Below are 21594 nucleotides of genomic sequence, written 5' to 3' on the forward strand. Positions count from 1 at the left end.
AAACTTAAAAACTCAACTGATTTTTTTGCACTTTACTCATTTTAATCCCAAGCGTTTGGCTAAACGGTGTAAGTTGCCTGAATCAAGCTGAAGGCTGCGTGCTGTCGCAGCCCAATTACTCTCAGTTTGGGCCAGTACTTGCTCAATAAATTGACGTTGGAACTGATCTGTTGCATCTCGTAAGTTCATTTGTGGTAAAGATGTTACTGATTGTTTAATGCCAATAGCTTTATGGGGTAGCGCTTTTTCATCGTGATGTGAAGCAAACTCAAAGTGCTGAGGTTGAATCATGCACATACCATTGTGGACGCCAGCCGAACGAGCCAATACAGCTGCGCGATGAATAGCATGTTCAAGTTCGCGAATGTTACCTGGCCAGTCATATTGCTTAAGTAATGACAGCGCTGCGGTGTCTAATCCTAAATGACTGAGTTGCAGTTGTTGACGATAGCGTTCAACAAAAAAACCGGCTAATAAATGAATATCCTGTGGACGCTCACGAAGTGGTGGGACAACAACAGGAAATACACTTAAACGATGATATAAATCGGCCCTAAAACGTCCTGCTAATACTTCACTTTTAAGATCTTTATTAGTGGCGGCAATAATTCTTACATCCACTTTTAGGCTGCGATCGTCACCTACTTTTTGTAAATCACCGTATTGCAGTACCCGTAATAATTTTGCTTGTAAGTTCAGTGGCAGCTCACCGATTTCATCTAAAAATAACGTGCCTTTATCGGCTACTTCAAATTTACCACTGCGGTGGCTGATAGCACCTGTAAAAGCACCTTTTACGTGACCAAATAACTCACTTTCTGCAACTGACTCAGCCAATGCTGCACAGTTTAAATACACCAGTGATTTATGAGCTCTGGGCGAATGCTGGTGTACGGCTTTTGCAATAAGCTCTTTACCAGTGCCCGTTTCGCCTAAAATCAGTACATTTAATTCTGTGGCCGCGACCACATCCACCTCATTAAGTAAGGCTAAAAACGCATCATCTTGGCCGATAATCTCTGTTGCTGTGTCGAGCTGGCCTGAAGGTTTACTACTGGTAATGGTGAAGTTATTAGCTTGTTTTTCGAGTTTATCAATTAATAACGCATTATTAAGTGAAGCTGCGGTAATGGCGCTAATACTGCGTAATTCATTATTGCTGAACTGATCAAATTTATTCGGATCGAGTGCGTCGATTGTTAATGCCCCTATCAGCTGCTCGTTTGCAAATAACGGCAAGCCGATGCAGGCATGCACTTTTAAATCACCGTCTACATTAGGAATTAGACCATCATAGGGGTCAGGCAATATACTGTCGGCAGGAAAACGAACTATATCGCCAGCTCTAGCTATGGCCTCAAGCCTTGGATGTTCATTAACAATAAACCGCCGGCCTAGTACATCGGCACTGAGGCCATCTATAGCTAACGGAGTGAATTGATGACCTTGAAACGACAATAATGCAGCGGCATCACAATCAAGGGTCTCTCTAAGCGTGGTCAATAAGCGTGAAAAACGATCGCGATTAGATAAATTTGCTGTGATATCAAGAGCGATACGAGTGAGATCTGTTTGACTTAACGCCATGACCAACTCCAATAGAAACTAAGTGATTGTCATTATGACAAATGTAAATATAACAACAAGTGCCAATAGGTTATGTCGATCACAAAAGGGCCGCTATGTTCATAAAAGGGCCCTTTTGTGAGTTGAGTTATCTTATTACTCGGAGCTAGTGTTATGCCAATGCGACGGTTTGTTTCGCTTTAGCACTCTTGCTGCTAATGGCTTTTTTGATCAGGTCAAATAGGAACGTTGCCATCAATAATCCGCCAATACTGAAGATAATGTCGCCGAACATTCTCATCCATACGAGGTTTTCAACTAACTCACTGTGAATAACCGCTGGTGAGCGAGCATACCAGTAACCGTGGTCGATAGCGGCAAAGAACTGCACGATGCCCACAGGTAATAGTGACATAAATACCATAGCAGCCAAGCCGATGTTTAATGTCCAAAATGCACCTTTAAGGTATTTATGGTTCCATTGCATATTGCCGGTTAATCCACGTAAGCAGAACAGCATTAATCCCATTCCTAACATGCCGTATACGCCCATAAATGCTGCGTGAGCATGGGTAGCCGTAGTGTTTAACCCTTGAATAAAGTACAGCGAAATAGGTGGGTTGATTAAGAACCCCAATACCCCAGCACCTACTAAATTCCAAAATGAGGTGGCGACAAAGAACATAATGGCCCAATGATAACGCTCCATCCAAGGACTGGCTTTACGTAATCGATAGGTCTCCATTGCTTCAAAGCCTATGAGAGCTAATGGCACAACTTCAAGTGCTGAGAATATTGCGCCCCATGCAATGACTGAGGTTTGAGTGCCAGTAAAATAAAGATGGTGCAAGGTGCCGATTAAGCCACCCGTTAAAAAGATAACCGTAGAGAACAATACAGCACCATTAGCGCTGCGAGCACGAATCAAGCCTAAGCGAACTAACATCAAGGCAATCACCGAGGTGGCAAAGGTTTCAAAGAAGCCTTCTACCCACAAATGCACAACCCACCAGCGCCAGTATTCTGCAATTGCAAGGTTTGAGTGTTTGCCCATAAATAGGCCTGCACCATAAAACAAACCTATGGCAACACATGAGGCATACAGCACCCAAATAACCGGTTGCATGTCGCTACTCACTTTTAATGCAGGGCGCATAGATGCCGTAACCAGTGCCAACCAAATCAATAAACCACCCAGTAATAGGATTTGCCATACACGGCCTAAATCAATGTATTCATAGCCTTGATGACCAAATAAGAAGTTCATGTCGAGATCAAAATATTGTTGTACGCCTAACCATTCACCCGCCATTGAGCCTAATACCACGACCACTAAAGCCACCCACAATACATTAACGCCAAGGCGTTGATATTTCGGCTCATAACCAGATAATGCAGGTGCAATATATAATCCAGTACCTAACCATGCTGTAGCAATCCAAAATACGGCGAGTTGAGTGTGCCAGGTACGCGTCACCGAATAAGGTAAGATTTCAGAGATGGCTATGCCATAAAACTCTTGGCCTTCTACTGCGTAATGCGCGGTGATGCCACCCACTAATATTTGTAGTAAAAATAAACCAATAGCGGTTACAAAGTATTTGCCTACCGCTTTTTGCGATGCGGTTGGCTTAGTGTAAAAAAGCGGGTCCTCCTTAGCGGGTTCTGGTAATGACTCTTCTTTGCAGCAGGCATGATGCCAAATTAACATCGCAATGCCTAAGATCAATGTGATGACACTTAATATTGACCACACGATATTGTCTGACGTCGGTAAGTTGCCGATTTGAGGATCATACGGCCAGTTATTGGTGTAAGTATAATCGTAACCAGGACGCTCGGTTACCGCGGCCCATGAGCCCCAAAACAAGAAAGCATTTAGCAATTCACGATGGCTGGCATCGGTGATAGTGCCTTCTTTCATGGCATATTGTTCGCGCAGTGATGACAGTGCAGGATCGTCACCAAAAAGTGATAAATAGTGTTGAGTCACTTCATTTATCGCCGCAACTCTGGTGTTTGAAAGCGTAACATAGGTTTTATCCTCTGCACTTTCGACAACCGTATTATGGCGCATATCATTTCTGAGGGCTTTTTCTAACCCTGCTTGCTGTTCAGAATCGAGTTCTGCGAAATCACGATTGAAACGTGCTTTAGCCGTAATAGACAACCAAGCTTGTGCTTCGCGGTGTAACCAATCAGCAGTCCAGTCTGGTGCCACATAAGAGCCATGACCCCAAATTGATCCTAACTGATGTCCACCCATTGATCGCCAAACAAGTTGACCTTGCTCAATATCGTTTTCGGTAAATATGGGATGGCCACTGGTGTCAGTAAACGCCGTTGGAATAGGCGGCTTTTCTCGGTATATACCGCTGCCTAAACTAAGTAATACAGTGAAGGAAGCCACAAGCACGATTAATAGTGCAATGCCGGTGAGTTTGTTTTTGCTCATAAGTCCTCTTAGCGCAAAGTCATTTTGATACCGATGACATTACACAAGACGTGCCAACTTTTATTTTTCAAACAAGCTATTGATTAATAAGTTTTTAGTGGTTTTAGTTGTTTATTTTAAATGTCTTATTGACACACAGTATATGTGTCAATAAGACTGTTTGATGTCGAAATGACAGCGGTATTATATTTACTCTGTTATTTCATCGTGGTTTACCTTATTCGATAAAGATATTTACTTAGCATGCTAACTAGTTATAATGCTTAGCACGCTAACTAAGTGAGTGTTAATCATGTCCCAAGAATTAGAAAGATTGAAAGAACTATCTCTAGCTGAAAATTTAGGTCGATTGCACCGCTTATGGCGAACGGCTGCCGATGCAGAATTAATCCCGCTAGGTCTTACTCATCCTCGCTGGACAGCATTGTGGAAGCTATTGCGCTTAGGAGACAACGTCAGTCAAAAGGTGCTTGCAGATGCGTTAGAAATTGAATTGCCATCATTAATGCGCACCCTTAATCAATTAGAAGAGCAGGGCTATGTGCAGCGCCGTTGCTGCGAAAAAGATAAACGGGCACGCATTGTCAGCTTAACCCCTGATGGGATCGAGATGCTTAAGCAGATGGAAAGTAAAATCATGCTAGTGCGACGTAATTTATTAGCCGGCATTAGCCAGCAACAACTCAATGAGTTTGAAAATATTATCAGTCAAATCAGTGAAAACGCACTGGCTACATTGGATAAAAACTCTGCGTAATAACATGAAAAATGAGTAATGAGAAAGTATATGACCCCAGATCAACAATTTGCACGACTCGTTAAAGTGTCCATATTCCTGTTTGTATCAGTGTTTGGCTACTTTATGTTTGCCGACGCCATGATGCCAATGACCCCACAGGCAATGGCAACACGTATGGTGACTAAAGTGACACCACAAGTGAGCGGTAAAATTGCCTCGATAGCTGTAGCAAACAACCAAGTGGTCGCTAAAGGTGATGTGTTATTTAGTATCGATTCCGCGCCATATGAACTTGCTTTTGAACAAGCCAATTTAACCTTAGAACAAGCCAAACAAGATAATGCTGAGCTTGATGCTGAGATATTAGCCGCTCAAGCCGACGTTAACGCTAAGCAAAGTAGTGCACGGCAAAAACGCAGTGAGGCAAAACGGCTTGATGCACTTTACGCGAGTCGAGGCGTGTCGCAGCAATTAGCTGATCAAGCACAAAGTGATGCCTCAACAGCAGAAGCCAATTTAATGGCAGCCAATGCGCGTTTAAGTCAGTTAGTGGTCAGTCGCGGGCATGATGGTGCAGATAATCTAAAAATGCGCCAAGCTCAAAATCGTCTAGCTCAGGCGGAGTTAAATCTGTCATACACCCAAGTGCGCGCAGATCAAAATGGGGTGGTAACTAATCTCCAACTCGAAGTTGGTAGTTTTGCCACGGTTGGTCAGCCATTGCTCGCAGTGGTATCTGAAAAGGTCGATATCATTGCCGACTTTAGAGAAAAAAGCTTAAGAGGAATAGAGTCCCAATCTACCGCTTATATTACTTTTGACGGTCAACCAGGACGTTTATATCAAGCTAAAGTCAGTAATGTCGATGCTGGAGTCAGTGCAGGGCAGTTTGATGCTAATGGACGTTTAGCCACGCCAGAAGCGTCGGCGCGATGGGTGCGTGATGCTCAGCGTTTACGTTTGCATTTAGCCTTAGATCATCAAGTGGTTAATACCTTACCAGCCGGTGCGCGCGCCACTGTGCAATTAGTGCCTAATAATGTGGCGCTAGGTTTTTTAGCCAAAGTACAGATTAAGCTCATTAGCGTACTGCACTATATCTATTAATTTCGATCTAATTTTTTAATCCCGATCAAAATCTAGATGTTGTTACTCGCCTTATTGCGCCACTAAAGTCGCGGCAAGCCTATTGTTTGTCGTGACGTATCTTGAAGGTATGCCGATGTTATTACGTCATAGTCCGTTAACTACCAATGATTTACGCCAATGTTTGCGCATTGCCACAGGTGCCACACTGGGCTTTGCGATTTGCAAATTATTCGACCTAAATTATGGGGTGTTTTTTACCGTCACGCCGATGTTATTACTTGGATTAGTTCCGGTGATGAACGCTCACGCCATGCGGCAATTGTTGGCTTCGTCGGTAATTGCTGGGCTTGAGGTTGGCATTCTTGGCGGCTTATTTGGCGGTCATCCAGGGGTTATGCTACCCATCGTTTTCTTACTGTTTTTATATCGGTTTGCCGCCATGTCTCGTGGCAGTTTATTTTTGTTCGGTGCTAATGGTGTGATCAGCTTAAGCATTATGCTGCACTTTGCCAGTTATCCGGGCATGGACATTAATAACCTTATTTTCAGTAACTTTTGGGCGACAATCGCCTCGGTGATTATCGCCTATGCGATGACAGCATTATGGCCAGACGTTGAACCAAGGCCACCAATGGCCAGTATTGCAAAAGCGCCTAATCGTATGCGCCACGAAGCATTATTGGGTGCCTCTATCGCTACCGCGTCGTTTATTGTGTTTCAGATGTTTAATTTACAAGATTCAATGTCTGCCCAAGCCACAACCTTATTATTGTTATTTCCCATGCATTGGAATGGCGCACTGGGCTATGCCAGAAAGCGTGCTATAGGGACCTTATTTGGCGTAATTTTTGGCTTAGTCGGGCAGGCATTACTTTATGATTGGTCTGGCATGCTTTTGTTCGTGATACCACTTTTGTGGATAGGTTTAATGTTATTTAGCCAGGTGCACGTTAAAGAGGCCAGCGGCTCAGGGGTCGGTTTTGGCGCTATGACAACCTTAGGTATATTATTTGGCCAGTACCTTACGCCAAATAATGATCTCGTTTTTAGTGCGTTATACCGTATAAGCAGTATTTTAGTTGCCATCGTCGCCACATTATTACTGTGTTATCTGGTACATCGATTATTAAATCAATTTGCAGCAACACGATTTGGCGTGTGATTGAAATATAATGAATACCGCTTATTTATCTACAGCCCCCAGTAACACTCACGTTATGTTGAATATTTGTTAAACGGTCGTTTGTTCTGTTTATTTTTTAATCCATTCATACTATAGACAAGTTTAGCTTTAGCGCTAATAGTATAAAAACATTCATTAAATGGAATTAGCATGATGCAACATAAAACAATTATTTTTAGCCTCTTGGCTAGCTTTCTGATTTTTGCCCCAACCAAAAGTGAAGCAAGTCAATTACCAGAGTGTCAAACATCAGAATGTGTTGAATACTTTAAGGCTTATCGTATTTTAACTAAACGAGGTCACTCATCTGCAATGGCAATGTTAGGTGAGTTTTATTATGCCGGTTATGGCACGGATAAAAACTTAGATATGGCGTTAAAGTGGTATCGACGCGCAGGCAAATACGTATTAGATGCTAAATACAAAGCTGGCGTATTGTATTTGCAAGATACGCATTTAAAAGATGTTGAAGAAGGCATTGAATATTTAGAGTACGCCTCAAAAATGGGCCATTCTCAATCATCGTATCTACTTGGCAAGATGTATTTAGGTGGCGGTATGGTTGATGAAGATATGGTTAAAGCTGACAAGTACCTGACTCGTGCCTATGAAGAAAATAACTATGCAGCAAAGAATTATGGTCAGACACTCTATTTGCACGAGACCACTAAAGATTTACCACTAACGGCATTATATGGCTCGATTGCGCAAGATGTTGTGACTTTAAAACAAGAGCAAAACACTTCTGTAGAGCAAACTGCGGCGGTTGTTTTCCCAGAAGGCGAAATGGAAACCCTTGATGTCAAAATGGATACCTTTGAGGGTATGTTTGGCGATCATATTGCCCAGTTAAATCACATGATCCCCGATACATCAAAAGGCACAGGCTCAAATATTCCTGGGCAAACATGCGCTAAAATGTGGGGGTGTAGCAGTGAAGGCGATAGCTTACGTATTGGCGATGCAATGCTAGCTGATTGGGGCTTAGAGACTATTTCCTTTAGAACAGAATCGATATTTATAATTAGATAAATAGTCAATAAACGAGTCTTTACTCAATAAAAAGTGACTCATGGCGAGTCACTTTTTTATTGCCAGCCTATTTTCCACTGCAGCGGATCTTTCAAATCGCGCCATTCGATAGCAAATTCTGCGGCGTTCATTTCTGCGCGAATAATGCATTCAATCACATTCTGTTGCTCGTCATATTCCACTTTTATTACGCTAAAGTGCTTAAGCTTATTAACCACCTCAACTTTGGTCCATTTGCTGTGGAGTAACTTTTTAGGGTGAATTTGATTCATGGGATTCTCACATTCAAATGTAACAGACTAGGATAATAGCACCAGATTACTGGATGAAAGGCAGTAGTTGATTGAGCTCTTCAATCACAATGTCGGCAAGATCTTGATAGCGGCTTTCAACACCATGAGTAATTAAACAGGCTATCATTCCGGCATTGTTGGCTGCTTGAATGTCATATAAATAATCACCAACATACATAATATGCGCAGGCTCAATTTGCCATTGGTTTGCAATTGCTAATAGTGCATCTGGAGCTGGTTTGGCCGGATAGTCTTCACGGGTTAAAACGTGGTCAATGGCGATAGCATTTTGTTTTACTTTCATTGTGCTGGCCGCAAGACTGTTACGGGTAACAATGGCTGTAGGTAGTTTTGCTGCTTCAATGGCGCTAATTAATTCGGCCATGCCTTTGATGGGTTTGGCTGTTATCGCGTCTTGGTATTCATGTTCAATAATAATGTTATTGGCGCGAGCCTGGCTAGATTGACAGCCTAATTCATCGACATATTTGAGCAGGTCGATACCTTCTGGGCAGCCGATTTGTTGGCGAATTAACTCAAAGTCTAAACTCGACTCAACAAGAGTGCCGTCTAAGTCGAAAATAATGCCTTTAATTTGCACAGGTAATTTCAATGTTTAGCCTTAAGGTTGATTTATTTTGATCATTTTTATTTGATAAATGACTATGTGTAGTTATTACTCAAACGCAATAGATGTTAACTCAATTGCAAACGGCCCTTGCTGTTTTTGTGCAACAAGAAAACCAATACGCTCAATTTCCAGCAGATTTAATGTCGGCGCATTGTTTATCACTCGCCCTCTAAAACTGACAGTAAAATTTGTTGCGGTAAAAGTGTGTTCTGTCAGTGTATCCGCTTGGGTTGTAAAGTTAGCAACGTAGGCTTCACCATAAGATAATTGGGGTGTTTTTAAACGCAGTTGATAAACCTTACCGTCACCTTTAACAGCAATGGTGAGTGTTGATGCGGTCGATATTTGATGCGTAAATCGAGACTCTGTAGATGCAAATCCACCGTTATTGTCTAACGATACATTGCCGGTAAACAACAGGCCTTGCTGTTGATTCTGCTTTATTTGGCTTTGTGATACGCCGCCCATCACGGTGTCATTATTGATCTGCCAGCGTTCAAAATGATCCTCATCTGCAAAACGAAATAACATATTATCCTCACTCGCTGCGTAAGCCGGATTGATTAACAATACCGCGACAACAGCGCTATTGGTCAAGGTGTTTTTAATCAGTTTATCAGTGTTAAAGGCTAACATCATTGATCCCCTATCAGTATCGTTTCGTTTTGGTTCGGTAAATTTCGCCGTAAAAAAATGGCTTATCAGGGTGAGAGATAAGCCAAAGGGTCTTACGGAGGTTGGTTACACTTTCATACATAGGGTTAAATCGGGTCTGATTTAATGGCAATGAATGTCCTAGTGGCTAATCAATAACGCTTAATTCATTCATTGGTAAGTTTTACGTGAGTCATTGGGATTCGGTTCAATTTATTTTTGATTTACTCAACAGACCTCAATATAAGCGCTTAATGAGCTAAAACTGAGTCTTGTTATTCATGGCGTTCTATCACACAAATCAGTATCCTAGTATGAGGTTTTATTAGGATTAACATATGTTAAACGTAAACGATGGATCATCACCTGCAGCCCAAGAACTTAGCTTTAATGTGGTGAGCATTAACTTATTTAACTTTATTGAACCGCCTTATGCGTTTTATGATTTTGAAAACATTTACAGCGACAAACAATGGCAAAAAAAGTGTGCCTGGTTAAGTGATTTTATTAATCAAAGTCAGCCAGATATTATCGGTTTTCAAGAAGTGTTTAGCCCAGATGCCTTAGCTAAATTGACCCAATCATTGGGGTATGACTATTTCATTGCCTTAGATGAGCCTGAAGTGGTGAGCGATTACGTATACCGCAGCCCTGTGGTGGCTATTGCATCAAAATATCCGATTGTGGAATCAGTTAATGTCAGCCCCGATCCGCAATGGATTGCTCAATTAGGCTTAGCTGACTCCTTTGCCTTTAGCCGTAAACCTTTACGGGCCACGATTCAATTACCGGTATTTGGTCCATGCGATTGTTATGTTATTCATCTTAAATCAAAACGCAGCGGCGTAAGCCGTGAAGATATTAGCGAAAGTGGTTTGCAAGGCGGGCCAGATTTTGTGGCACGGCAGGTACTTGGACGTTGGGCATCGAGTTTACAACGCGGCAGTGAATCTGCATTGCTGTGCCATCAAATGTTAATGCGCCGCCAACAAAGCCAGCAACCGTTTATGCTCATGGGCGACTTTAATGACACTTTAGGCAGCGAGTTGCTAGCGGCCTTTAATAATCAACTGCGGGTGTTTCGCAGTGATATTGAAGACCCGCAATTGGCCAAGCTCGGCGAAACCTCTTTAATGGCAGAATTGCATCAAAGCAGTTTGTACGACAGTTATGAGCTATTTATCGCCGCCACTAAGTGCAACGCGACATTGGCGCAAGATGAGTTTGAATCAGCATCGTTACTTGATGACGAACCACATGCTGCACGACAAGCTACACACTATTATGGCAACACAGGATCTGTGCTTGATTATATTTTAGTGTCGAGTGAGTTTAATCCCACTCAGCAGCAAAACTTGGCGCATGTTATTGATTATCAAACCTTCGACAGGCACCTTGTTCGACCCGATTATGAACGCGACAGTGACAGTACTGACCACGCACCAGTGATGATGCGCTTTAGCGTCAGAACCTAAGTCTAGATAATTTTAGCCTTAATAAACATCAGCAAAGCATTGGCTTTACTGATGCTATTTTTGCAGGTGCGATATTGTGGGTTCTTGGCTTAATCACGCCTATTTGATGTTTTCTTCGTACATCAAATAATGACTTTGCTGCATGCCAAGAGACTCATAGGTTTTTTGAGCAACGGCGTTGTCATGTTCAACATATAATCTAAAGCTTGCTGTACCACCATTGGCCGCGGCAAAGTCTTTTACTGCCTGGTAAAGCTTGCCATAAATACCCTGGCGACGATTTTGCGGGCGAACATACACACTTTGAATCCAGTAATAATTACTGGCGCGCCAGTCACTCCACTCATAAGTAACCATCAGCGAACCTACAATTTCGTCATTCACTTCAGCGACTAAATAAACGCCCCGTTCAGGATGAGTTAGTAAACCTTCAACGCCTTGAGTGAGCTTGTCTGCATCTAGGGTGAGGTTTTCGGTTTCCATTGCCATGGCTTGGTTAAAATTAACTAACGCGTGTAAATCGGCATGTTGGCCAGCTCTTATTATCATGAAACTCTCGCAAATAATTGGATATTGAGGAATGCCGCGGTTGTTATTGAATTTTTATTTATTCGTTTGCGGCAGTTTTAGTGTACGCCAATATAACACCGCTTAGTAAGAGCATATGAGCAAACACATGGGATAAAATCAGCGTTATCGGGGTTGATGCCGTGAGTAAGTAAACATTGAACAGGCAACAATGGCTTGCAGTGCCTTTGTTTACAGCCTAAATCGAACAGCTGGTGCATATTTATACACGTAAACTGACTGTTTGTAGCGAATAAAAAGAGGTTATGTCGATAAGGGATTTCACTCTGGCGTGAGGATAATCTTGAGTATTATTCATGCACACGCTTTAGCGTAAACCTTATTAGTGCTCACTTATTTACCACTGTCCACTAACGTATAATTGAAATTATTGTGACGATGCAGTAATGTGACGCCACGACAATTTAGATCAATGTCACAAACTGCATAAATTGATGGAGATAATTATGAAAGTTGCTGTATTAGGTGCTGCTGGTGGTATCGGCCAGGCTCTAGCTTTACTGTTAAAAACTCAACTGCCTGCGGGCTCAAAGTTGTCTCTATATGACATCGCTCCTGTTACTCCGGGTGTTGCGGTTGACTTAAGTCACATCCCAACAGACGTAGAAGTAAAAGGTTTTGCTGGTGAAGATCCAACGGCTGCATTAGTTGATGCTGACGTCGTATTAATGTCTGCAGGTGTAGCGCGTAAACCTGGTATGGATCGTTCAGATCTATTCAACATCAACGCTGGCATCGTGCGTAACCTAATGGAAAAAGTGGCTGTAACTTGCCCTAAAGCACTAGTGGGTATTATTACTAACCCAGTTAACACGACTGTGGCAATTGCTGCAGAAGTATTAAAAAATGCCGGTGTTTACGACAAAAACCGTTTATTCGGTATCACAACACTTGACGTTATTCGCAGCGAAACCTTTATCGCTGAGCTTAAAGGCTTAAACGTTGCTGATGTTAAAGTTAACGTAATCGGCGGCCACAGCGGTGTGACGATTCTTCCACTACTTTCTCAAGTTGAAGGCGTGACTTTCACTGATGAAGAAGTTGCCGCAATGACAACTCGCATTCAAAACGCAGGTACTGAAGTTGTTGAAGCTAAAGCCGGTGGCGGCAGCGCAACATTATCAATGGGCCAAGCAGCATGTCGCTTTGGTTTATCATTGGTTCGTGGTCTACAAGGCGAAGCCAACGTGGTTGAATGTGCCTATGTTGACGGCGGCAGTGAGCACGCTACATTCTTCGCACAGCCAATCCTACTTGGCAAAAATGGCGTAGAAAAAGTATTACCTTACGGTGACATCAGCGCATTTGAAGCTAACGCTCGCGATGCAATGTTAGACACCCTTAAAGGTGACATCAAATTAGGCGTTGAATTTGTTAAGTAATTAACAAATCGATGGTCTAAAAAACGCGAAGCTAATGGTTTCGCGTTTTTTTTATTTAAAATGCCTAGCGCCTAGCACCTAGATTTATTCTTATTTCATTTTTCATTTTTCATTTTTCATTTTTCACAATATTTATACCTCACAATCCTTCATTGCTACAGCATATTGTTTAACCTTTCATCGACATAGCGTCATTATTTTTCATGTGGATCTAAAGTGCCATTGCTGTTCCGAGCAAAATTCTGCAAGTTACTAATATGTTAAATTTGGAAACCGCTGAAATGAGAAATAAAAAATACAGCTTAACCATGCCGCTGCTTTTACTCGGTTGGATTTTTTTGATTCTACCGGCTCAAGCAACTGACATGCCTTATACCCCACTCACTGATTTTGGTGATAATCCCGGTGCGCTGACAGGCTTTTATCTTCCAGCGACTGATGGCTCAAATGTTTCTCATCCAGAGGAGACCTCTTTGGTGGTGTTACTGCATGGCTGTATTCAAGACGGTGTCGAGCTGGCGAACAAAAGCGGGTTAACGTCATTAGCAATAGCGAATCATTTTGCAGTATTAGTACCACAGCAAAATTATGACAATAACGTGAAAGGATGTTTCAACTGGTTTTCAGCCCAAGACACTCAAATCGATAGCGGCGAAATGTTGTCGATTAAAAACATGATAACTGCGACTCAGCATAAGCTCGGGACCAAGCAAGTCTATGTTATTGGCCTATCTGCTGGCGGTGCCATGGCAAGTGCTGCACTGGTTAATTACCCTGATTTATTCCAAGCAGGAGCCGTGATTGCTGGTTTGCCATATCCTTGTGCCGATAATTTGATTAAAGCGATTTCTTGTATGAAGCGTGGACCAGCCCAAAGTGTCGACGAACTTGTGCAATACGTTAAGTCGATACACCCAAAGCAAGCCGTTTGGCCGTCGTTATCGATTTGGACTGGTGACAGTGACAATGTCGTCAACGCTAATAATGCGCAAATGCTTGCCGCTCAGTGGCAAGTGTTAACTCAATCTAACGCTCAGCCAGTGGTGTCGCATGAGTCTGGTTACAGTATTTCACGCTGGAAAAATGGCCAAAATAATACTGCTATCGAACTCGTCACTATCAATGATTTTGGTCATGGTATTGCCGTTAATCCAGACATAGAACACGGCGGAAAAGAAAGTGACTTTTTGCTCAAAGCACCAATTAGCAGTGTTAATCAAGTGATTACATTTTGGGGGATATAATTAACTTTTTATCTATGTTGCTGTTTTTGTTAGTAATTACTCGTATGTTTCTTAAGCCGTTTAGGACGAAAGGCATACTACTATAGTACCGATTCAATAAACTTGAAAATGCGATACAGTCAATGTGTGAACAAAGAATAGTCAATAAACCAATAAGCAAAATGAGTTGTTAATTAGAATTTGCAATAAGTAAAACCATTAATAATAACTATTACAACGGGGACCTGTATGAAACAGAATACGATTAAAATGAGCTGCATTGCCTTAGCCATTTCGTCAGTGTTAACCGCGCAGCATGCTGTAGCCGCAGAAAATGAAAATAACAGCGGCGCTAAACAACCTGTACTAGAACGCATTGAAGTGACCGCACGTAAAACCGTGGAAAGTTTGCAAAATGTGCCAGTGGCGGTGACATCGGTTAGTGCCACAGAGTTAGCCGAAAATGGCATCAGCGTGATGACAGAAATTCAGCAGTTTTCCCCCAACACCACATTGCAATCAAGCCGAGGCACTAACTCTACACTAACAGCCTTTATCCGCGGTGTTGGCCAAGAAGATCCATTGTGGGGATACGAGCCAGGTGTCGGCATTTATATTGATGATGTCTATATTGCCCGTCCGCAAGGTGCGGTGTTAGATATTCTTGATGTGCAACGTATTGAGGTTCTTCGAGGGCCACAGGGCACGTTATATGGCAAAAATACTATTGGTGGCGCAGTTAAGTATGTGACCAAAAAGATGTCTGGCGATGGTGAGTTAAGCCTTAAAGGTACCGTTGGCAGTTATGGCCAAAAGGATGCCAAAATTGCAGGCCAATTACCCATTGTTGACGACAAACTCTATGTCGGTTTTGCCTTTGCGAGTTTAAACCGTGACGGTTTTGGGGAGTTTAAAACCTCGGCATTAGATGGCCAAGATACCGAAAACTATAATAAAGATGTTATGGCGGGTCGGTTAAGTGTTGAATACACACCTAACGACGATCTGTTTATGCGTTTTACGTATGATAAAACCCAAGATGATTCTAATTCAAAAGGGGGTTATCGACTGCTTCCTAGTTTGTTAACCGATGCCCCTGTGCCAGACAGTAAATACGACTCTTACACCAGTATGCCGACATGGAATAAGGTCGAAACCGAAGGCTGGAGTGCGACGGTTGAATATAATTTCAATGAGAATTGGAGCGCTAAATCGGTGACAGCTAAGCGTGAAGGCGAGTCACTCACCAATATCGACTTTGATAATACCAGCTTACGTATTTTTGATGTGCCGGCTATTTATGAAGATGAGCAATTTAGCCAAGAGTTTCAAGTTAACTATGTTGGTGACAATCTCAATTTAGTCTCTGGCATTTACTATTTTGATGGTGACTCCTGTGGCGTTTTTGATGCGATTTTAGAAGAAGCCTTTAAAGCATTTGGTGGGTTAACTCGCGAGGTTAGCGGTTGTAATAATAGCGAAAGCTACGCGGCATACGTGCAAGGGTCATACAGCTTTACCGAAAAACTGTCGATGACATTAGGCGGTCGCTATACTCGCGAGTCTAAAGAAGCCACGGTATATAACGGAGTGATATTCGATAGCATATATCCTGAAACCGGCTGGTATCCTGGTTTTGTACGCGATGACGCCTTAATTGAATCACAGATCCCTAAAGTGCTCGACGATGAAGAAACATGGTCTAAATTCAATCCACGAGTGGGTCTAGAGTATCAAGTGAATGATGACTTGATGGTATTTACCAGCTACTCACAAGGCTTTAAATCGGGCACGTTTAACCCAAGGGCAACGGGAGCCGAGCCTGCGGTTGATCCTGAAACGGTCAACTCATACGAAATTGGTTTTAAAAGTGAGTGGAACGATAATCTTCGTGTAAATGCCACCGCATTTTATCTCGATCATAAAGACAGACAGTTTGTGACAGTGTTACCTGGCGATGATAATTCAGACCTTAATCAACGTTTAGGCAATATAGGTAAATCAACCGCCACAGGCTTAGAGCTTGAAGTTGAATTTGCGGCTACTGAATCACTGGATTTGTTTGCCAACATCGGCTTAATTGATGCGTCATTTGACGAAGTAATCTCTTACGATGAACTCGGAACTAAAATTGATATTAGCGATACCTACACCATTACTAATACCCCAGATACCACAGCCAACCTAGGCTTTAGCTATAATATTGAATCAGATATTGGCAGCTTTATCTTTAACGGTAATTACTATTACCGCAGCGATTACGATTTAGCGGTAGTGGATAACCTACTGAGCCAAGATGGCTATGGTTTGCTTAACTTTGGCCTAAATTGGTATAGCAATGATGGTCATTGGAATGCTGGATTACATTGGAAAAACGTCACAGATGAAGAGTACTTGGTCGGTAACTACGCTTTTGTCACACCAACAGGCGATGGTGATTTCACCCCTGGCTTAGGCGGCGATAATACCTTAATTGGTTACTATGGCGACCCAGAGACTATTTCATTAACGGTTGGCTATACGTTCTAATCGTTGTGGTCACTTTAAGGAGACCATCACATCAGGTCAGATAAGAATAGCCGGTCTCATCAGAACCGGTTATTCTTTTTATCGCTCATATACCCAAACAATAACAACAATATTAACGAATGTAAGGGAGTCATGATGTCTCAAATTAAAGTTGCTATTGCAGATGACCATCCACTATTTCGTGCAGCACTCACCCAAGCCGTGCAAAAAAGTGTCAACGATGCACACGTGCTAGAGGCGGAAAACTTTCAAGAGTTAATTGCCTTAGTGGAGCAGCACCCCGATATTGAACTTATCTTTATTGATTTACACATGCCAGGAAACGATGGTTTTACTGGGCTCACGTTATTACAAAATCACTTCCCAGACATTGTGGTTATCATGGTGTCATCTGACGATCAGCCAGAAATTATTCGTAAAGCAATCAATTTCGGCGCCAGTGCATTTATCCCTAAATCGGCCAACTTAACCCAAATATCTGCCGCGATAGATACTGTGCTCGAAGGAGATGTTTGGCTACCAGAGCACACCAATATTAGCGCCGACCAACACACTGCCGCTGAGCATCAGCGTTTGGCAAAGCAATTAGCCCAACTGACACCACAGCAATATACTGTGCTGGCTAACATTGCTAATGGTCGGTTAAACAAGCAAATTGCGTATGACTTAAATATTAAAGAAACTACAGTAAAAAAACATGTCTCTGCGATTTTGCTCAAACTCGAAATTAATAATCGCACTCAAGCAGGGCTGGTGTTCCAGCAATTAATGATTACTTCAACTGAAAACCAGCAGGTGGAGGCGCAAGCATAATTGATAAGACGCAATGAATGCGGTTAAGTACGAGTCAATGCTAAGCCTAAATGCCTCCCTGTGAGGCATTTTTTGTGGTCATTAATCTATTGGATGTATGAATTATTCAGGGGGTAATTGTTTAGGGGCTGTTGATCTTTGTTGGTTGAATTTTGTTCGAGTTAAAAACGTTGTAATCGAGGCGAATGGATTGATGCCTAGTCATCTAAGCAACTCTTTATTTGCAAAGAATCATTCAACAAAGAGTAAAACGTTTTTAGCCGAACCCTCGGGCAGCGTTTGTTGGACATTTTTACTGCGTTATCGACTTTTTGTGTAGAATAGCTACACAAAAAGTCTCTGCCGCGCAGTTGTAAATGTGAGTAATGGCCAACAATTCGCTGCAAAAATAACCTTGAAAGATCAACAGCCCCTTATAATCCGTTTTAACGCTATTGCCTTAAGCGGTTTACGCACAAAACTAAATTGGGCACTGCTAGTGTGTTGTCTTACTATTTCCGACGGGTCGGCAGAGCAAATCACACAAGTGGGCTGGTCGCTGTTTACATTTAGGTGATTGGCCAATAAGTATTGCACTAAGTCGACACCGTTTTTATCATCCTCTAAATGATAATCAGCAATGATCAGTTTGGGTTGTGGATGTACTATTAATTGTTGTATCGCGCTGGATTGATCTTTAGCCGTAATCACTTGGCATCCCCAACCACTGAGTAAGGATGAGATGGCTTTAAGCATCAGATCGTCATTATCGATAACCAACACGGTAACGTTGATACTATCGCTGTTAATCTCGTCTTCCGATGTTATCTCAGGAGCCCTAAGTGGTTTTCGTTGTTGCAATACTCGAGGTATTTCGACACTAAAACAGGTGCCTTTTCCAACCTCAGAATGCAGTGATATTTTTACATTGAGCAATTTAGCGATACGATCGCAAATGGCTAATCCTAGACCTAGTCCAGGGATCTCACGGGTTAATTCTAAGCGTTCAAACTCAGTAAAAATGGCTTGTTGTTTATCAAGCGGGATCCCGGGGCCATTATCCCAAACTTGTATCAGTAATGAATGCTCAAGCCGTCTCACGCCTAATAACACCTTCGGCATAAACACTGTTGTTTTACCCTGAGGTGTTGTTTGCTCATTTGTCTTCCCCGAAGGTGAATAATGAAAAGCATTAGATAAAAAATTCTGAATAATTCGCCTCAACAACCTTTGGTCGCTTTGGACAAAACACGACGACACTTGATATTTAAAATCAATATCTTGCTGAATAGACAAGGCGTTAAACTCATTCACTAACGTTGACAGTAAGTCATCTATCGCAAATTTGCTTTGCTCGGTTTTGAGCGATTTACTGTCCAAACGCGATATTTCCACAAGGTCTGATAACAAGCTTTCAACAACGTTTAATGACTCTTCAATGTGGCTGGCTAAATCTTGCAACTCCGTTGATTTTACCCGTTGCTTTAGCATATCGGTAAATAACGTTAAGGCATTAAATGGCTGCATTAAGTCATGGCTGGCGGCGGCTAAAAAGCGGGTTTTACTGCTGTTAGCGGCTTCGGCCTCTGCTTTGGCTTTTTCAAGCTCTTGGGTGCGGCTTTCTACCCGTTTTTCGAGTGTTTCATTAGCCAATTGCAATGCTTTTTCGGCTTCAATATGCGCGGTAATATCAGCAAATGTACTCACAAAGCCGCCACCTGGCATAGCTTGACCACGGATCTCTAATACTTTGCCATTAAGCATGGTACGTTGAAAATGATGCGGGCTGCCACCGCGCATATGCGCTAAGCGTTTCTCTACCAATTGATGAGCTTCGTCACCGACAATAATCCCTCTATCGATATTGAAGCGAATTAATTGTTCAATATGCAAACCGGCTTTGACAAAATCTTGCGGGTAATCGAGCAGTTCAATATAGCGCTGGTTCCAGGCAACTAAACGCATGTCGGCATCGACAACACTGATGCCTTGTTCAATGTTCTCCACTCCAGATTGCAGCAGTTCACGGTTAAACTCAAAAATTTGGTTAGCTTCGTCAACAATACTCACCACATCTTCGAGTGGCACGTGTTGAACGCGAGATGCGGCATTCATTACCATACGAGTTGATGCTGAACCAAGTACACCAGATAACTTTAAACGAGTATAATCAACCAATTGTTGTTGCTGATTCTTTCCACTCAGTTGCTTCGCTTTAGCCAATAATGCATCGGCTTCGTCTTTATTAATAAAACGGTTTAATAAACTGGCTAAATCATCGACCGACAAATGCCTTTCTGACTGCACAGGTTTTCTATTTACAAATAAATCGGCTTGTAATACTTCGCCAACACTTTGCTCTTTTAGTAATGAAATCATCACAAAACAGCCGATGTTTGCCGCTAAACTGTAAAATACTCCGTGGCTGATACTGTCTAGACTGGTTAATCCAAATAAGGCTGTTGGGGTTAACCATGTAATATCAAATAAGCCAAATTTAACCCAATGCGCATCTGGAAATGTCACCGGTAACAGTAAGGTATACAGCCAAACAATGCTGCCCATAATTAAGCCCACAAAAGCCCCTTGAGTGGTGGCATTTCGCCAATACAAAGCACCTATTGCGGCAGGAGCAAATTGAGATAACAGCACAAATGAAAGTAAGCCGATGCTGGCCAAGTGGTTTTGCTGATCAATAAATCGCTCAAATGCAAAAGCCGACAATAAAATCACCGCGATAGAAATACGCCGTAGATTTAATAAAATGCCTGCTAATTGCGGCGTTTGTTGCGAGCTTAACTTGGGTAAACGTAACAATAATGGAGTGAGGATTTCGGTCGAAATCATAGTGCTTAATACAATTGCCGCTACAATAACCATAGCGGTGGCTGCCGCGAGCCCGCCAATATAAACCAATATGCCCAGCCAAGCCTGCTGATAAAACAGCGGTAGTGTTAATACATAAGTATCTGCACCTACACTGCCGCCGGGGAAACTCAATTGCCCTGCAAGCGCGATGGGCAGAACAAAAATATTAATGAGGATTAGGTATAACGGCACCATCCAACGAGCCGATTTAAGTTCCTTGTCATGATTATTTTCTATCATCATCATGTGAAACTCTTGTGGCAAGGCGTACATGGTTATCGCCCCTAAAATAACCTGCGACACAATAAGATAAATAGAGTCTGAATGAGTGGTTTTTTCAAGGCTTTGGCTTTGGTTGAGTAGGTCGCCAAAGCCATCAAATAGGTAAAACGTCGCAAATATACCCACCGCCGTTAGCGCAAATAATTTAACGATAGAGCTAAATGCAATCGCTAACACTAAACCATGGTTATGTTTGCTGGCTGAGAGTTGGCGCGCGCCAAACAACACACTGAAAATAATCAACACAATGGTGACGATAAATGCCGTACTAATGCCCGATTGAAACGTACCAGTGAGTAAATCGAAACTGGTGCTAATGGCCCTTAATTGCAAGGCAATGTATGGGATTGTTCCCAGCAATGACACTATGGCTATACTCGCCGCCAGTTTAGGTGAGCGGTCAAAGCGGCACGCAATAAAGTCGGCAATGGAGGTGAGATTTTGGCTTTTAATGATGTGCAATGTGCGCATGAGCATCGGCCAGGCCAATACTAAGCAAATAATCGAGCCGATGTATATGGGGGCAAGCCATGCGCCAGTTGTCGCCGCTTGTCCAACGGTGCCATAAAACGCCCAAGAGGTGCAGCAAACGCCTAGCGATAAGCTATAGACCCACGGTTTTTGGCTGACTTTTTTTACCGCTTGATTCTGCCCCCATTGGGCAACCACAAACAGCATTGCCAAATAAGCAATCGAAATAGAACTGATCAACCATGTGTCAATAGATAACCAAGCCTGCAAGTTATTCCCCAATTATTTTTATTGTTTATCCTTGCGAAACTACACTAGACGCCCTGTTTGATAAAGATTTTT

Annotated in this window: 16 protein-coding genes; 9 read left to right on the forward strand and 7 right to left on the reverse strand. The window is 42.4% G+C overall.

The features are described 5' to 3' along the window. Positions 1–36: 36 nt before the first annotated feature. Both norR and IEY40_RS04375 read right to left on the reverse strand, forming a co-directional pair. On the reverse strand, positions 37–1587 hold the full coding sequence (gene norR / locus IEY40_RS04370) for a nitric oxide reductase transcriptional regulator NorR (protein ID WP_188953733.1): 1551 nt from the start codon (positions 1585–1587) through the stop codon (positions 37–39). Positions 1588–1738: 151 nt separating this feature from the next. Then, complete coding sequence (locus IEY40_RS04375; RefSeq protein WP_188953735.1) at positions 1739–4021, reverse strand: nitric-oxide reductase large subunit; 2283 nt, start codon at positions 4019–4021, stop codon at positions 1739–1741. A gap of 292 nt (positions 4022–4313) precedes the next feature. On the opposite strand from IEY40_RS04375, the gene slyA reads away from it, so the two are divergent. The 4 genes from slyA (at position 4314) to IEY40_RS04395 (ending at position 8064) form a co-directional block, all read left to right on the forward strand. Continuing rightward, the gene (gene slyA, locus IEY40_RS04380; protein ID WP_188953737.1) at positions 4314–4778 is read left to right on the forward strand and encodes a transcriptional regulator SlyA; all 465 of its coding nucleotides are present in this window, start codon (positions 4314–4316) and stop codon (positions 4776–4778) included. A gap of 30 nt (positions 4779–4808) precedes the next feature. Next, positions 4809–5867, forward strand: coding sequence for an HlyD family secretion protein (locus IEY40_RS04385; protein ID WP_188953739.1), 1059 nt, complete (start codon positions 4809–4811; stop codon positions 5865–5867). A gap of 115 nt (positions 5868–5982) precedes the next feature. Further along, positions 5983–7011, forward strand: a complete 1029-nt coding sequence (locus IEY40_RS04390) for a DUF2955 domain-containing protein (RefSeq protein WP_188953741.1) — start codon at positions 5983–5985, stop codon at positions 7009–7011. A 171-nt stretch (positions 7012–7182) separates the two neighbouring features. Continuing rightward, positions 7183–8064, forward strand: coding sequence for a tetratricopeptide repeat protein (locus tag IEY40_RS04395; RefSeq protein WP_188953743.1), 882 nt, complete (start codon positions 7183–7185; stop codon positions 8062–8064). 56 nt (positions 8065–8120) lie between these two features. Here the strand turns inward: IEY40_RS04395 and IEY40_RS04400 are convergent, their stop codons facing one another. The 3 genes from IEY40_RS04400 to IEY40_RS04410 form a co-directional block, all read right to left on the reverse strand. Continuing rightward, positions 8121–8336 (reverse strand): TIGR02450 family Trp-rich protein, encoded by a 216-nt coding sequence (locus tag IEY40_RS04400; protein WP_188953745.1) that lies wholly within the window; start codon positions 8334–8336, stop codon positions 8121–8123. Between the two features lie 46 nt (positions 8337–8382). Beyond that, positions 8383–8970, reverse strand: a complete 588-nt coding sequence (locus IEY40_RS04405) for an HAD family hydrolase (RefSeq protein ID WP_188953747.1) — start codon at positions 8968–8970, stop codon at positions 8383–8385. 63 nt (positions 8971–9033) lie between these two features. Beyond that, a complete protein-coding gene (locus tag IEY40_RS04410) occupies positions 9034–9627 on the reverse strand; it encodes a CIA30 family protein (RefSeq protein WP_188953749.1) in 594 nt (197 codons plus the stop codon). A 353-nt stretch (positions 9628–9980) separates the two neighbouring features. On the opposite strand from IEY40_RS04410, the gene IEY40_RS04415 reads away from it, so the two are divergent. Continuing rightward, positions 9981–11117: an endonuclease/exonuclease/phosphatase family protein gene (locus IEY40_RS04415; RefSeq protein WP_188953751.1), complete on the forward strand. Its 1137-nt coding sequence runs from the start codon at positions 9981–9983 to the stop codon at positions 11115–11117. A 99-nt stretch (positions 11118–11216) separates the two neighbouring features. On the opposite strand, the gene IEY40_RS04420 is transcribed toward IEY40_RS04415, so the two are convergent. Beyond that, the gene (locus tag IEY40_RS04420; RefSeq protein WP_188953753.1) at positions 11217–11666 is read right to left on the reverse strand and encodes a GNAT family N-acetyltransferase; all 450 of its coding nucleotides are present in this window, start codon (positions 11664–11666) and stop codon (positions 11217–11219) included. A 485-nt stretch (positions 11667–12151) separates the two neighbouring features. Here IEY40_RS04420 and mdh point away from each other — a divergent pair, with 485 nt between their 5' ends. The 4 genes from mdh (at position 12152) to IEY40_RS04440 (ending at position 17652) form a co-directional block, all read left to right on the forward strand. Further along, positions 12152–13087 (forward strand): malate dehydrogenase, encoded by a 936-nt coding sequence (gene mdh / locus IEY40_RS04425; protein ID WP_160052574.1) that lies wholly within the window; start codon positions 12152–12154, stop codon positions 13085–13087. A gap of 281 nt (positions 13088–13368) precedes the next feature. Then, positions 13369–14331, forward strand: a complete 963-nt coding sequence (locus IEY40_RS04430; protein WP_229777004.1) for an extracellular catalytic domain type 1 short-chain-length polyhydroxyalkanoate depolymerase — start codon at positions 13369–13371, stop codon at positions 14329–14331. A 228-nt stretch (positions 14332–14559) separates the two neighbouring features. Next, complete coding sequence (locus tag IEY40_RS04435) at positions 14560–16839, forward strand: TonB-dependent receptor (protein ID WP_188953755.1); 2280 nt, start codon at positions 14560–14562, stop codon at positions 16837–16839. Positions 16840–16974: 135 nt separating this feature from the next. After that, positions 16975–17652, forward strand: a complete 678-nt coding sequence (locus IEY40_RS04440; protein ID WP_188953757.1) for a response regulator transcription factor — start codon at positions 16975–16977, stop codon at positions 17650–17652. A gap of 402 nt (positions 17653–18054) precedes the next feature. On the opposite strand, the gene IEY40_RS04445 is transcribed toward IEY40_RS04440, so the two are convergent. Then, complete coding sequence (locus IEY40_RS04445; RefSeq protein WP_188953759.1) at positions 18055–21522, reverse strand: hybrid sensor histidine kinase/response regulator; 3468 nt, start codon at positions 21520–21522, stop codon at positions 18055–18057. Between the last annotated feature and the right edge of the window lie 72 nt (positions 21523–21594).

The organism is Shewanella ulleungensis, assembly GCF_014648315.1.
In the GTDB taxonomy this organism is placed as follows: Bacteria; Pseudomonadota; Gammaproteobacteria; order Enterobacterales; family Shewanellaceae; genus Shewanella; species Shewanella ulleungensis.